At 39.6% G+C, this 12701-nt stretch carries 14 protein-coding genes and 1 pseudogene (1 of these 15 running past the window's edge); 8 read left to right on the forward strand and 7 right to left on the reverse strand.

Annotation, left to right across the window (positions count from 1 at the left end; translation table 11 throughout):
• Together CKO50_RS17275 and CKO50_RS24840 are read left to right on the forward strand one after the other, a co-directional pair.
• Nucleotides 1-51: part of a transposase coding region (locus CKO50_RS17275; protein ID WP_141240158.1), annotated on the forward strand (this coding region is incomplete at its 5' end). 270 nt of the annotated region lie to the left of the window's left edge; the window shows 51 of its 321 annotated nt.
• A 24-nt stretch (nt 52-75) separates the two neighbouring features.
• Nucleotides 76-258 (forward strand): annotated as a pseudogene (locus CKO50_RS24840) (site-specific integrase); the annotation flags it as partial.
• Nucleotides 259-269: 11 nt separating this feature from the next.
• Here the strand turns inward: CKO50_RS24840 and CKO50_RS17285 are convergent.
• The 3 genes from CKO50_RS17285 to CKO50_RS17295 are packed head-to-tail and all read right to left on the reverse strand — an operon-like array spanning nt 270 to nt 3200.
• Nucleotides 270-617: a hypothetical protein gene (locus CKO50_RS17285; protein ID WP_095729171.1), complete on the reverse strand. Its 348-nt coding sequence runs from the start codon at nt 615-617 to the stop codon at nt 270-272.
• Between the two features lie 50 nt (nt 618-667).
• Entirely contained in the window at nt 668-1873 is a 1206-nt protein-coding gene (locus tag CKO50_RS17290; RefSeq protein ID WP_141240159.1) for a hypothetical protein, read from the reverse strand.
• Between the two features lie 43 nt (nt 1874-1916).
• Nucleotides 1917-3200, reverse strand: coding sequence for a site-specific integrase (locus CKO50_RS17295; protein WP_095729173.1), 1284 nt, complete (start codon nt 3198-3200; stop codon nt 1917-1919).
• 634 nt (nt 3201-3834) lie between these two features.
• Between CKO50_RS17295 and CKO50_RS17300 the strand changes: the two genes are divergently transcribed.
• The 3 genes from CKO50_RS17300 (at nt 3835) to CKO50_RS17310 (ending at nt 7166) form a co-directional block, all read left to right on the forward strand.
• Nucleotides 3835-4749 (forward strand): zinc dependent phospholipase C family protein, encoded by a 915-nt coding sequence (locus CKO50_RS17300; protein WP_095729174.1) that lies wholly within the window; start codon nt 3835-3837, stop codon nt 4747-4749.
• A gap of 1 nt (nt 4750) precedes the next feature.
• Complete coding sequence (locus CKO50_RS17305; protein WP_095729175.1) at nt 4751-5155, forward strand: hypothetical protein; 405 nt, start codon at nt 4751-4753, stop codon at nt 5153-5155.
• Between the two features lie 478 nt (nt 5156-5633).
• A complete protein-coding gene (locus CKO50_RS17310; protein ID WP_095729176.1) occupies nt 5634-7166 on the forward strand; it encodes a PAS domain-containing methyl-accepting chemotaxis protein in 1533 nt (510 codons plus the stop codon).
• 125 nt (nt 7167-7291) lie between these two features.
• Here CKO50_RS17310 and CKO50_RS17315 read toward each other — a convergent pair whose 3' ends face one another.
• Entirely contained in the window at nt 7292-7684 is a 393-nt protein-coding gene (locus tag CKO50_RS17315) for a hypothetical protein (RefSeq protein WP_095729177.1), read from the reverse strand.
• A 315-nt stretch (nt 7685-7999) separates the two neighbouring features.
• Between CKO50_RS17315 and CKO50_RS17320 the strand changes: the two genes are divergently transcribed.
• Both CKO50_RS17320 and CKO50_RS17325 read left to right on the forward strand, forming a co-directional pair.
• Nucleotides 8000-8407 carry a hypothetical protein gene (locus CKO50_RS17320; protein WP_095729178.1) on the forward strand — a complete coding sequence of 136 codons (408 nt, stop codon included), beginning with the start codon at nt 8000-8002 and terminating at the stop codon, nt 8405-8407.
• A gap of 91 nt (nt 8408-8498) precedes the next feature.
• Nucleotides 8499-9416: a M14 family metallocarboxypeptidase gene (locus CKO50_RS17325; protein WP_095729179.1), complete on the forward strand. Its 918-nt coding sequence runs from the start codon at nt 8499-8501 to the stop codon at nt 9414-9416.
• Nucleotides 9417-9544: 128 nt separating this feature from the next.
• On the opposite strand, the gene CKO50_RS17330 is transcribed toward CKO50_RS17325, so the two are convergent.
• Entirely contained in the window at nt 9545-10132 is a 588-nt protein-coding gene (locus CKO50_RS17330) for a CBS domain-containing protein (protein WP_095729180.1), read from the reverse strand.
• A 591-nt stretch (nt 10133-10723) separates the two neighbouring features.
• Between CKO50_RS17330 and CKO50_RS17335 the strand changes: the two genes are divergently transcribed.
• Nucleotides 10724-11680 (forward strand): FHA domain-containing protein, encoded by a 957-nt coding sequence (locus tag CKO50_RS17335; protein ID WP_095729181.1) that lies wholly within the window; start codon nt 10724-10726, stop codon nt 11678-11680.
• A 48-nt stretch (nt 11681-11728) separates the two neighbouring features.
• On the opposite strand, the gene CKO50_RS17340 is transcribed toward CKO50_RS17335, so the two are convergent.
• Both CKO50_RS17340 and CKO50_RS17345 read right to left on the reverse strand, forming a co-directional pair.
• The gene (locus CKO50_RS17340; RefSeq protein ID WP_095729182.1) at nt 11729-12241 is read right to left on the reverse strand and encodes a DUF962 domain-containing protein; all 513 of its coding nucleotides are present in this window, start codon (nt 12239-12241) and stop codon (nt 11729-11731) included.
• A 90-nt stretch (nt 12242-12331) separates the two neighbouring features.
• Entirely contained in the window at nt 12332-12700 is a 369-nt protein-coding gene (locus CKO50_RS17345) for a DUF1294 domain-containing protein (RefSeq protein WP_095729183.1), read from the reverse strand.
• Nucleotide 12701: the final 1 nt, after the last annotated feature.

The raw sequence follows: 12701 nt of genomic DNA on the forward strand, positions 1-12701 counted from the left end.
CAGCCACAGTGCGATATCGACAGTTTACTGCCCTGGCATGTTAGCCTCTAGGTGTAGTTAGCCGTACGCTTACNCTCTAAAGCATCAAACCGCGCGTTGTTATTTTCGACTGGCGCACATGGTCTTAGGCATAGTTATGCTCAAGAGCGGATGGTTGAGCTGAAAAGCTTGGGGTATAAATATGAAACGGCCTTAGAGACCGTTTCGCAAGAGATGGGGCATTTTAGGGCTGAGATTACCAAAGTTTACCTAGAATAAGCTCGATACAATTAAATTACTTTCAAAGTATCTTTCTTTGAGTTAAAAGTTCTCAAATTTTCTGCCAAGGCTCTACAACTATCTATGTAATCTCTAGCTGCCCTATATCCTTCTATATACCCAGTGCTCAACTCATAATTCATAACATCGCCGGAGTTCACTTTAATCCTCGGTTTAGCTTCTGCCAAAGCAACAAGGTCCACAGAAACAGCATGCTGATTTTGCTTGATAGCAAGAGCATCAATGGCCCCCCTATACTCATCTTTTATCATAGGAACGCTTAAGTTCAACGGTGAGATCTCAACAAGTTGAGATTTTGTGCGATTTTCAGCCGCCTTAATCCAATAATTTTTAGCCATAATTAACCACCTTAAACGTAACCTATTAAAATGATACCACAAAGAAATAATTACAGCGAAGCAACTTTGATTTGTTCTTCAATTAAAGTAGCAACAAATTGAGTATGTGGCCTAATGAAGTCATAAAAAGCTTTTGCTCGATCCTCACTATAGAGCATATTCTTTTGTTCGCTATAAATATTCAAAACTGCCAAATAGTTATTGTTAGAATCGAAAAGAGGAATACTTAATAAGGAAAGTGTATCGTCTTTCAGGTAGTACTGCTCTATTTTCGCCTTATAGTTCTTAGTCAAAAACTCAGCATGTCCTGTCGATTCAGTTCCTTTAAAAAAAGCTTCGGATAGAACCTTTGTATCAGAGATGTACCTGGCTTGTCCTGTCAGTAGAGACTGGGGAGCTCCCTCAAAGTTTGGATGAAATTTTGGTAAGTTAGTACTACTGTCACTAAATGGTAAAACCATCATCTGTCCATTTTTTAACAACTTTTTTTTATTACAAGTAGAATATTCCTGTTGGGAAATAATTAAATAATCACAATGAGCAGTTCGACTTTCGAATGAATCGACGTAAAGAAAGAACGGTGATGATTCTACAGCTTCTCTTAGCTCTTCCTCTTTAGTAAAGTCTAAGTCATCTTTTTTGATGACAGAGAACAAATTGGCGGAGTATTTTAATTCACCAAGTCGGCTTTGATTCCAATTATTTGCTAGTTCTACCATCGAACTAATGGTTTCCTTTATCATCTCTGAAATAACGCTATTCGCAACTTGCTTTTTATGATTCTTAGATTTCACATCTTTATCTGACTCGATCGACATCTCCTTAGAAGCTGAAGTTGCTTTCATTACACGAGCTAAATTTGCCTTATGGATATCAGCGCTAAAAGATATAACACTTGCAGGAGGCAATGCACGTTCGCTCTCAAGTGTGATATGGTTTCCCCTATGTCGCAGTGTCAATAAAATTACTGCTACTGAGTTTGATAACATAAAAAGAATACCAACTAAGCTAAGCGGCACAGATGCAGTCACTATCTGTTCTTTAAGTTCATTATTATAAATACTGACACTTGAGGCCCAAGCAACTCCAGATAAATGTAACACAAGGCTGCTTAAGGAATTGGTCGATGATACAGCTAGTACCCTCACCCACTTACAAGAGCTCATATGAAGAAAGATCGATAATAAAACTGTAAGAGAAAAAATACATACATGTTTAAAATAGTCCATGTTCGAAAGTTCTTCAAACCACTCCAAAAGCTCTCTCCCTTAGCAAAATGACAAATAATGAAAGTTTAACTTATTTTTTATAATCTCTGAATAAAACAGCTACTTCAAGCTTTTCTGACCATTGCTTTAGTAAACATCTTCTTTTCTCCATATACTCTTGCAAGTTATAAACCTTTTGCATCCCTTGCAACTGGTGGTTAAGTATCTTCTCAACCACTATCGGATCAGCGCCAATATCATCATCACCTAAGCGAGTAGCCATTGTTCTACGCAGGTCATGGGGCACAAACTTTGGAACGCCTAGCTCTTTTTGTTTTCGGTTTACCGCTCTTGAAAGTGAGTGCCTATCAATGGGCTGTTCACCTACAGCGTTTGTGGTACAGGTAGTACTTGGGAACACATACTTTGAGCCTAAATAGCTGAATGAAGCGCGTAGTTCATCAAGCATAATGATCATATTTTGGGTGATGGGCACTTTATGGATTCGCTCCCCGCCTTTGTTTTGCTTTACTCGCTCGGCGGGAATGGTCCAAATCATTTTATCAAAGTCGAATTCTTGCCACTGCGCGCCAGTCACCTCTATCGGCCTGCAACCAGTTAAGGCGATAAACTTTAAGGCATAGATCACTTGCGTGCTTACGCCTAGCTTAGGTAGGCGCTCGAATACTTGTATCAGCTCTTCAAACTCAAGAGCGCGTGTACGTGGCTTTTCAATACCGCCCACGTTCTTTTTCTTGGAGGTACTAATGGGATTGCCCTGCATTAGGTCACGCTCAACAGCAAAGTCGAACATCTGTTTAAGAATTGAAAGGGTCTTGTTGGCTTGAGTGCCTGCTCCCCTGTCGGTGATTGGGTCTAATACTTTGCTTAAAATGTCTCGGCGGGTAATGTCTTTTAATTTAACGCCCCCTATCGCTGGTAGCACGTCTTTTTCAAACATACGCTCAACTTCTATGGGGTCTTTGCGATTAACCTTGATATAGCGCTCTAGGAACTCTGTAACTAACTCTTGTATCGTTGGTGCTTCAGTTTCTTGTTTTTGCGCTTTGGTTTTTTCTTTTTGTTCAAGGAATACATCTATTCCGCGTGATACATCACCTATGTATTGCTTTGCTAGCTCACGAGCTTTAACAACGCTCAACGCTGGCGCACGGCCTAATGCTAAACGCCTTTCTTTTGAGCCTCGGCCACCTAATCGATAATACAGGTAGTAAACTAAAGAACGCTTCCCATCTTTGTTAGGCTTGCCAACATTGAGATAAAAACCTGATAGCTCAGTATCTGTTATTCGGGTGATCTCTAGTGGAATATTTTTGATCACCGACTCTGTTAATTTTGCTTTAATTGACGCCATTTATCGCACACCTAACACATAGCCAATAAATTTATCGCACAGTTATCGCACCAACTGGTTTTAACTCACGATTCTCACGTTGCTTAATTATGTATAATTTACAGCGAAATTATTAGCAACAGCAATATGTTAGGTTTTATTCGGATACCTCACGATGGGTCACGTTTGTTCATGATTGTACACGTTTGAACACAGTTAATTTTTATGGGGTATCAGGGGTCGCAGGTTCAAATCCTGCTATGCCGACCAGCTTTTCCTTACCCTGTTCAATAAGTCATATCAATAACCCTTCCTGCCTTTTCATAGTTAGATCTCACCGTAAAACCATATTGCTCTTTCAGTTTCTATGAATAAATCTCTTTTAAAAACTATATCTGATATTTAGTTCTGACTTTCTACACACTTGCACTGGTCAATGTAGCGGCCTAGAATTTTCTGCTTTGACAACATCGAACTACCTTATTAGCTCAGCACTAGAGCGTTTTCGTAGTGTGTATTCTCACCCTTAGCATAAATTTTGGTACTTAAGTCAGCGCAAAAATCAAAGCAACTATTGGATTATATTGACCATTGATTTTTAAATTCGCTTTATTACGCTAATATTAAAGGCAAGTTTCAGAACAAGGAGTTACTTATGCCAGGCGCATTTGCCCATATCGCAGCAGTTAATTTAGCAACTGAAAACAACGCTTTGATGGCGATGGATATACCTACTAAAGCCAAGCTTATTCTTAGTACTAAACAAAAGTACGTAGAACTTGGGTGTGTTTCACCAGATTACCCTTATTTGGCTATCGGCCAATCGGAGCAAAATAAGTGGGCCGACTTCATGCATTACGAGCGCACGGGAGAAGTAATTAAAGCGGCTGTAGCATATTGCCAAACACTAGAGGGAGAAACGCAAGAAAAATGCTTTGCTTGGCTTTGCGGTTATATGTCTCACGTTGCAGCTGACATCACTATCCACCCCGTTGTGGAATTAAAAGTTGGCCCCTATGAACAAAACCGAACAGCCCATCGCGATTGTGAAATGCATCAAGATTCGTTTATCTGGGAGAGGCTAAATTTAGGGGAAATTGGTCACGCTGATAGAGTTAAACTCAACATCGGGTCATGTGAAAACTCAGACGGCACTTTTGATAGCGATATCCAAGGTATTTGGATGCATACATTAGCACTCGTACACTCTGACTATGCGAGTGAGGTAGCACCAGACTTTGAGGCTTGGCATAAGGGCTTTCGACTGGTTGTCGATACTGTCGAGGAAAGTTACCGACTTTTCCCTCTAGCGCGGCATGTAGCAGCTGGTAGTGGTTTATTTTATCCTCGTCCAGAAGAAGTCAACCCAGACTACATAATGAACCTAACTACCCCTCATACTCCTATGCATTACAATGAAATTTTCGATAAGGCAGTTGCTAATATTAAACTCTATATAGCCATAATCGCCCATGCGGTATTTGAGAACAAAGAGTGTGGGGAAATTAAAAACTGGAATTTAGATACCGGTAAAGATGAGCTTGGCCATTTAACAGCTTGGGAGCGTTAATATGAAATACTTAGCACTTATCATCATCGCCATTTTAACATTGGGGTGTACAAAGACGACATGCGGTAATAATCCTGAAGATATGTTCAATCTTGCTTCAAAGCTCAAGGATATTGCAGCTGCTGTAGACGGCACACTTAAGTTTAGTGAAAATACCGACGACGACCCACAAGCTCTGCTGATGGCCGCTATTAATAACGATATTAGCAGAATTGCACTTTTTGAAGGTTATCAACTTAAGATAGAAACCCAAGCAAATCACGCTGTATTATTGCTATGTAAAGACGACGTAATATTAATTGAAGATGCTGGTTGCACCGCTCGGTCTGACATTCAACATTGGCAATCCCCCAAAAAACAGACTTGCAAACTTACCATCAATACCACTGAGGTATGCAGGCCTTAATACTTGCTCAATTTGGAGGAGCAAACCTGACGCTAACCACGTTAAAAATTTCTTATCTAGAGCAGCTAAATAAGTAAACGTTGCCTCGCCTACATGGATGTAGGTATCTAGGTGGTCGTAGGACATGAGAGTGACGCTACTAAAGCGATTCCTCCGCTTCAAAGAAATAGTATTACGTTCTAATTTTGCACGATAATTTTAACTTATTCGCTTAAGCCATTGAGTTTAGTTATTTCAGCTATAATGGGCTTCGAGCCTCACCTAGATTACATTCAGTAACATAAAAACCGGTTGAATTTATTGATGTATCACAATCAAATTAACCTCGGGTGAGGTAATCATGAATAAACCTGATCTTGGTCAGTAAACCCGGTATTAAACCGCGGTTTGGTTAAAAAATCCTTCTGACTATAAAGTCTTAGATTTATATTTCATCTTGTATTTAGCTACCGAGATTAAAAAACAAATGTCAAAAATAATGGGTAGGGAAATAAAATTAAATAAGCACAGTGTTTTGCTTTCAACAACGGATCTGGACAGTCGAATTACATACGCAAATCAGTCATTTTGTGACATCGCGGGTTTTAGCATTGAAGAAATGCTTGGTCAGCCGCACAACTTAGTTCGTAATCAGGATATGCCAAAAGCGGCATTTAGAAATATGTGGTCTACCATTCAAAACGGCCAATCTTGGATGGGGCCTGTTAAAAACTTAACAAAAAATGGGGATTATTATTGGGTAAACGCATTCGTCACTCCAATTAAAGACGAGCAAGGTAACATAGTTGAATACCAATCTGTAAGAACTTGCCCTTCTCCCAAAGTAATTAAACGCGCAGAAAATGCTTATCGCACTCTTGATAGCCAACAAAAATTGAGCCGCTATGACAGCACTCTCCTCTTATTTATCTTATTGCTTTTAGTCGCAATAACTTTGCCTCTAGCACCACTATTAAACAACCATTGGTTTACGCTGCTACCTTTGTCTCTGCTATTCATCACGATTGCGTTAACCGCACGTTTTCGCTCTAAATATAAAGCTTTACTCACACAAGCCAAAACGATTTTTGATAATGATTTAATGTCTGTGATATACGGTCAATCTCGCGATCGAGTTGCTGATATTACACTGGCATTTGAAATGCAAAAGGCGAAAATTTCTGCGGTAGTAGGCAGAGTGAACGATGTATCTATTCGAGTAAGTGAAAATGCGAAACTTACCACTCAAAGTGGCCAATTTGTTGCCGAGTTACTAAAACAACAAACAAGCGAGGCAAAAGAAATGGTCGCTTGCATGGACGAGTTTTCGCAAACAATTGATGAGCTCTCAGAAAACGTAAACCATGCTGCAGATGCAGCCAATAATTCAGAACACCAGGCTGGGCTGGGTAAAGCCGCGGTTAAGGATGTTATCGATTCTATTCACTATCTTGATGAGCATCTAATGGAAGTGAACAGTGCCGTAAATCGCTTAGTCTCGGGTAATGATCGCATTCAAAATATTCTTAGTGTTATCAACTCTATTGCCGATCAAACCAACTTGCTTGCGTTAAATGCCGCAATTGAAGCCGCCCGAGCGGGCGACCATGGCCGAGGGTTCTCAGTTGTAGCAGATGAAGTACGCACACTTGCACAGCGCACACAAACTTCCACAGAAGAAATTACGCAATTACTTAAAGAGCTAAATGATATTTCCAGCTCCGCTGTTGAGTCAGTGCAAAAAAGTAATTGCCTATCAAATCAAAGTGTTGAGCTTGCAAAAAATAACGGTTCAAGCCTTGATACCATTCAAAGCCATGTGATGCATCTAGCCGACTTAAATCGCAGTGTTGCCGCCGCCATTGAACAACAAAGTTGTGTGGTAAAACAGATAAGCATAAACGTTGACAGCGTTACTACGCTCGCAGAGAAAGGCACGGAACATGGCGAGAAATCTTTTATTTTAAGTCAAGAGTTACTAAGTCAAATTGAGCAGCAAACACGCCTAATACAGCAGTTTTCTCAAACATGAGAAAACAAAGTGAGACAATACTTAATTTATGCATACATTAGAGCCTAAACTACTCTTAGATATCAGTGGACCTAAGCATTTTACTAGACAAATTAGGTCCACTTACTTCGCAAATAAAAACTATGTTATAGTTCTGCCTCAAGAATGGCGAGCGCCTCCCTCTCTGCCTGTTTCACATTGCCATCGGCCTCAATAACACGCACAGCTAAGTCTTTTGCAAGTTTACGCATCGGCTCATCGATAATATTATTCATGCGGTGTTGCACATAAGCTTCAATGTCATCATTTTTTATCGCAATAACAGATTTTGAAAGGCTATCTTCGATGTAATCGTCTAATGCGATTGCAGAGTTCCACTGCAAGCTTTTTGCCCATTTTCTTACAACATGCTTTTCACTTTCATTGATGACGCCATCAACACCAATAAATAGCAATGCAATATCAATTAGGGCTTCTTTTTGCATCTGATCGACACAAATGCCTGTATCGAAGTGATTGAGTAGCTGTTCAAATTTCATAATTCTTCCTTAACCCTTTTCTGCAAAACAAGATCACAGATATTTCAAGACGGAACAAAAGACACTAAGGTCTAAACATATGCTAACTTTTTCCATTTGTCATATTAAAAAAGTGCAAGTTAATTTACACCTCATTCCGAAGCTTGTTGGAAAGATCAAAAGCACTAATACATACGAATAAAGAAGCAACCTCCCCAAAAGCATCAATCTTAAAGTTTGAATTAGTAAGAAAAGTTCTAGACCTCCACAATTGATTCATTTTGTTGAAATAATTTGCACACTCTCAAAATCAATCAAAGAAAAATAGGAACAACAATGAAAGAGTTAAAATTAGGAATGAACTTATCATTTTTCATTTCCCTTTCTATTATCGCGCTTAGCTTACTTATCCTAGATACTTTAGTAATGTCTAAAAGAGTTAGCATGGTTTCGTTTGCCCAATTAACGCTATCTGCTGCAATCATGTTTTACATTGTTATGGGGTTATGGGCTATATTCAGTGGTCAGAGCCGAGTAATAATCTGCAATCAGGGTGTGGTTTATCACAGCCTGTTAGGCCAAAAACACTATATTCCAGCAGAAGAAGTGGAAAAAATTTCCGTAGAACGATTACTATGGTTTAGTTACACCAAACTTTATTTGACGAGCGGTGTACTGAGAATTTGGTCTTTCAAACCCAATCTTGCGCAACAACATAGCCTTAAACTACTCGGATACATTTAGTCCCAAGCTTATTGGTGTGTAGTAGGCCTTATAAAGTTGCTTTCAAAACGAGGCATTGAGTAAGATAACCTAAATTTATAACGAGGTTATTATGCAAAGACAATATGCTATAGGTACGCCCGGCGTACCTTGGACTTCCAAAGAAAAAACATTGTGGTTAGAAAGCCAATCGATCAAACGCTCATACTCTGAAGAGGTTGTAACTCAAATAGAAGCGCTCAAACACACTTTTGATGTCAGCGAGTATGGTCAGCTTGACTACCCCAACCAAACTTATTCTCTATATGCATTAACAACAAAAAACTGGCAGCAAAACAAACCAACCATACTGGTTACCGGTGGCGTACATGGCTATGAAACAAGCGGTGTACATGGTGCGCTCGCTTTTGCCAAATCAGAAGTACAACAATATGAACAGGCTTATAATTTCATTATCTTGCCTTGCTTAAGTCCTTGGGGCTATGAAACGATAAATCGCTGGAACCCAGAAGCCGTTGACCCTAATCGCTCTTTTTATGCGGATAGTCCAGCACCTGAGTCTCGATCTGCAATGGGCTTTGTCAATAAGAAAACCGCAGATATTCTGTGTCATGTTGATTTACACGAAACCACTGATTCTGATAATTCTGAATTCCGTCCAGCATTGGCGGCAAGAGATGGCAAAGAAAATCACAATTGGAACATTCCTGATGGTTTCTATTTAGTCGGACATACACAAAAACCGGAAGCTAAATTTCAAAAACGTATTATCGAAGAAGTGGCTGCAGTAACCCAAATTGCTGATGCAGATGACCATGGACAGTTAATCGGTGTTGATTTAGAGCAGCACGGTGTAATTAATTATGATGGCACTGCGCTAGGTTTATGTATGGGTATGACAAATGCTGCCTTTGTAACGACAACAGAAGTTTACCCTGATGGTCAAAATGCAACACCAGAAAATTGTATCGCGGGTCAAGTAGCAGCAATTAGAGGGGCAATAAAATACCTACAAAGCGAAGGCCTATAAGATTTAAGGAGGTGTGGTTTCTTAAACCACACCTAGGAAATAGGAGAATGAACAGAATCTACCTAGATGTCATATTTTGTAGCACTAAACTTTTCCAATGAAAACAACACGACCTATTATAATAAGACCTAATTTGCTAAGTCTTCCTTACCGCTAACAACCCCAAAGATTTCTTTGAATGAAGTCGGTTTTTGCAAAATGCTCACTGGAATATGCAATGCTCTTGCGATGTCACTAGCTGAGATCATGCCTCTGAGTCCTTCCGAACCAACCAATAAAACGTGTTGCAATCCTAAACTCTGCAATGTTTCCAGCACATCTCCTATCGTACTTTTAGCAACCATTTCATAAGGAACAGCATAGAGCTCTTCTTTACTTACCATCACATCTTCAACACACACATCTTCTCTCGATACCTGTTTTCGCTGTGCAACACTTAAAACTTTTCTGCCGGTGAGGTCGCGACAGTTTACCACTCCCAAGAAATTATCATCATCGTCAACAACAAGCTTTGAGCGCACATGGCCATTTTTCATCATGTATAAAGCATGGTCAATATCGACGTCTTTTGCTATCACCTGAGGCTGCCTGCGGGTAAAGTCAGTCACCACCTTCACCGCACTACTGTCCATATTTAAAGGTTCTGAGTCGAAGTGATCACAAAGCTGAAATACCCCTTCCAACTTAACGGTTTTTAACGCTTTGTATTGGCCCATTTTATACTCCTGCTTCTATAAAGCTCTTCGAAAGTCTGGTTTTTTATGTTGCTGTGAGCAATCCACAACTAAAAATAAAAAGAACAACTGGCGCAACGGCAGTAAAAAATTATTTTAGGTAACTGGAAAAGTAAGCGAGATTACGAAAGCTAGAACACATGAGAGCTAACCTCACACCTCTCTAGTTAAAATATGGTTTATACGGTGCATATATTCAAGTCAATGAAGTCTAAAATTCCTGTAATCTCAGTGTAATGCCGTGTAATAGCTAAATTTGAGTAAACGAATTAGACTGAAGATGTTTGCTAGGATTTATCACCCTAATATCAGACAATTGGTTTAGGCATTGGAATTCTGCGTCAAACTAGAAAAACTGTAATTCCAAATTAGACCAAGCCGGTACGTAAGTGCTGGTGAATTCTTCCCTCAACGAAACCCACCTCGTGGGTCTTTATCATTGAGTAGAAGGAAATAAAATTGTATGCTTCACGGCACTTATACATTGATATAGATGAAATTTACGCTTTGTTGAATTGTTATATCTATTTTGTATAAGCATGTAATTTTCATCAAAGTTATACGGAACTAACTATGGCTTATTTAATCGACGAACAGAAACTCGAACGAGTCTACCTTAAAAGCTATCATACGATAGGCCGCTATAAATATAGTGTAGATACCTTGATTGACAAGCCGGGAGTTTCGCGACATCACGCCATTATCGAACTCAATGAAAACAAATGGTTTATCAGAGATGTGAGTACAAACGGTATCTGGATAAACGATAAAAAACTCGACAAGAACCTGCCGTATCAGCTCTTCGAAAATGATAAGATTGATTTTGCAGCACCTGGTCAAAACTCGTTTGTGGCGGCAAACTTGCAAACCGAGTGTCAATATTTAGTTTCTCAATCAAACAACCAAAAAGTAGTAGAAGTAACCAATCAACTTCTACTTCCTAGTGAAGATGATCCTAAACACATCATTTACTATGATAAATTGCTCAACTATTGGTTTTTAGAAGATCTGAATACCTCAGATCGCCAAGCCTTAATAGATGGCAGTATTGTATCGTTGATGAACGACCAATGGATGTTTTTTTCTGCCACAACCATTGCTGTAACTAAGCACCTTGAATGCCAAAAAGCTGCTAAGCCAATGGCGCTAGAGTTCAATGTTAGTCAAGACGAAGAAGATACCCAATTAACACTAAGTGTTGACGAGAAGCACCTAGATTTAGGCGTCAGAAGTCATCACTACTTACTGTTGCTACTTGCCAGAACCCGGATCCAAGATAAAGATGCGGGCCTTGAATCGGACGTTCAAGGTTGGGTTTATCGTGACGACTTAGCAAAAGCACTCGGTGTACAAACAAACCATATGAACATTATGGTTCACCGCGCACGCAAGCAATTTGTCGATTCAGGTGGCGAAGATTACCCAGAAGCGACCTTTTTATTAGAAACTCGCTGTGGCCGAGTAAGATTAAATTGCCAAGATATCACGATAATAAAAGGCTCTAAATTAGAAACTCGCATGACAACTTAAACAGTATTTATAGTTGGGCAAAAATCACATTTCAGCCCAACTATTTGCCTATGCTTTATACTCTCCAGCATTATTCACTATTTTGTTTTCGAGCTCTTTGAATAGCCCAAATACAAATAAAAGCTCCACAAGCACAAACAATGGTCCAATTGCTAAACCAATCAAATCATCGACAAACGCAGGCTTTTTTCCCTCGAAATAATGCCCTATAAACTGCAACACCCAGCCTACAAAAAAAACACCAGCCCAAAACAATACGGTCATTATTCCTGCATTAACAATGAGTGGATTCAACGTTTGAACAAAGAAATAAAAAGCCAGTATGATGGCGCTCATCATGAGCCCTAAAATGGGAGATAATATCAGGTAATAGCCACATAAAATTCCCCCTATCAGCGCGGCAACGGTGATGGTCACTTCTGATACACTGAATAGCGGGATAAAAGTCATACCCACAACAGCAATTACAATTAACGGGATCCCGAAAAAGTGAGTCAGAATGTTCCTTTTGCTGCGATGGTACATGGCATATTGGCTTAATAGCGTCTCTAGTTTGTTCATTATTGTTCTCTCATTGATACCAATTATCCTACTGATAATTAATCAACAAAGAAAATTTATCAATTAAAAACTCTATTAGCGTATTGGGGCCTATATAAATAACCAAATAAACAGTATACCGGATACAATGGTCTGCATGATGAGTACCATCAACAGCTTAAAATTAAAGCCAGGCTTGATGGTTTTATGCCTGAGCATATACATCGCCACTGGTGTGATAATATTGAGCCCAAGTAACCCACACAGTAGTAAATTACGCTCAGGAATGCGTGATTGAGCAAGCGTTGAAGCGCGCTTATCCCACCAAAAAAGTGCAAATATAAATACATTGATAACCAACAACACCACTGCAGAAATAACCGCTTGCCAAGGTAGCTTAGATACGCAAAGCGTCCCTAACCACACGCCAGCCCCCCAAAATAGGCCCATCTGCTGATGCATTAAACGAACCGCTGACATG

Origin of the sequence: Pseudoalteromonas sp. HM-SA03 (assembly GCF_002289345.1) — a bacterium.
Classification (GTDB): domain Bacteria; phylum Pseudomonadota; class Gammaproteobacteria; order Enterobacterales; family Alteromonadaceae; genus Pseudoalteromonas.

What these genes read in the sequence shown, in the direction of transcription:
- CKO50_RS17285 (WP_095729171.1), bottom strand. Translation starts at nt 617, where the DNA reads ATGGCTAAAAATTATTGGATTAAGGCGGCTGAAAATCGCACAAAATCT.
- CKO50_RS17295 (WP_095729173.1), bottom strand. Translation starts at nt 3,200, where the DNA reads ATGGCGTCAATTAAAGCAAAATTAACAGAGTCGGTGATCAAAAATATT.
- CKO50_RS17300 (WP_095729174.1), top strand. Translation starts at nt 3,835, where the DNA reads ATGCCAGGCGCATTTGCCCATATCGCAGCAGTTAATTTAGCAACTGAA.
- CKO50_RS17305 (WP_095729175.1), top strand. Translation starts at nt 4,751, where the DNA reads ATGAAATACTTAGCACTTATCATCATCGCCATTTTAACATTGGGGTGT.
- CKO50_RS17310 (WP_095729176.1), top strand. Translation starts at nt 5,634, where the DNA reads ATGGGTAGGGAAATAAAATTAAATAAGCACAGTGTTTTGCTTTCAACA.
- CKO50_RS17315 (WP_095729177.1), bottom strand. Translation starts at nt 7,684, where the DNA reads ATGAAATTTGAACAGCTACTCAATCACTTCGATACAGGCATTTGTGTC.
- CKO50_RS17320 (WP_095729178.1), top strand. Translation starts at nt 8,000, where the DNA reads ATGAAAGAGTTAAAATTAGGAATGAACTTATCATTTTTCATTTCCCTT.
- CKO50_RS17325 (WP_095729179.1), top strand. Translation starts at nt 8,499, where the DNA reads ATGCAAAGACAATATGCTATAGGTACGCCCGGCGTACCTTGGACTTCC.
- CKO50_RS17330 (WP_095729180.1), bottom strand. Translation starts at nt 10,132, where the DNA reads ATGGGCCAATACAAAGCGTTAAAAACCGTTAAGTTGGAAGGGGTATTT.
- CKO50_RS17335 (WP_095729181.1), top strand. Translation starts at nt 10,724, where the DNA reads ATGGCTTATTTAATCGACGAACAGAAACTCGAACGAGTCTACCTTAAA.
- CKO50_RS17340 (WP_095729182.1), bottom strand. Translation starts at nt 12,241, where the DNA reads ATGAACAAACTAGAGACGCTATTAAGCCAATATGCCATGTACCATCGC.
- CKO50_RS17345 (WP_095729183.1), bottom strand. Translation starts at nt 12,700, where the DNA reads ATGTCAGCGGTTCGTTTAATGCATCAGCAGATGGGCCTATTTTGGGGG.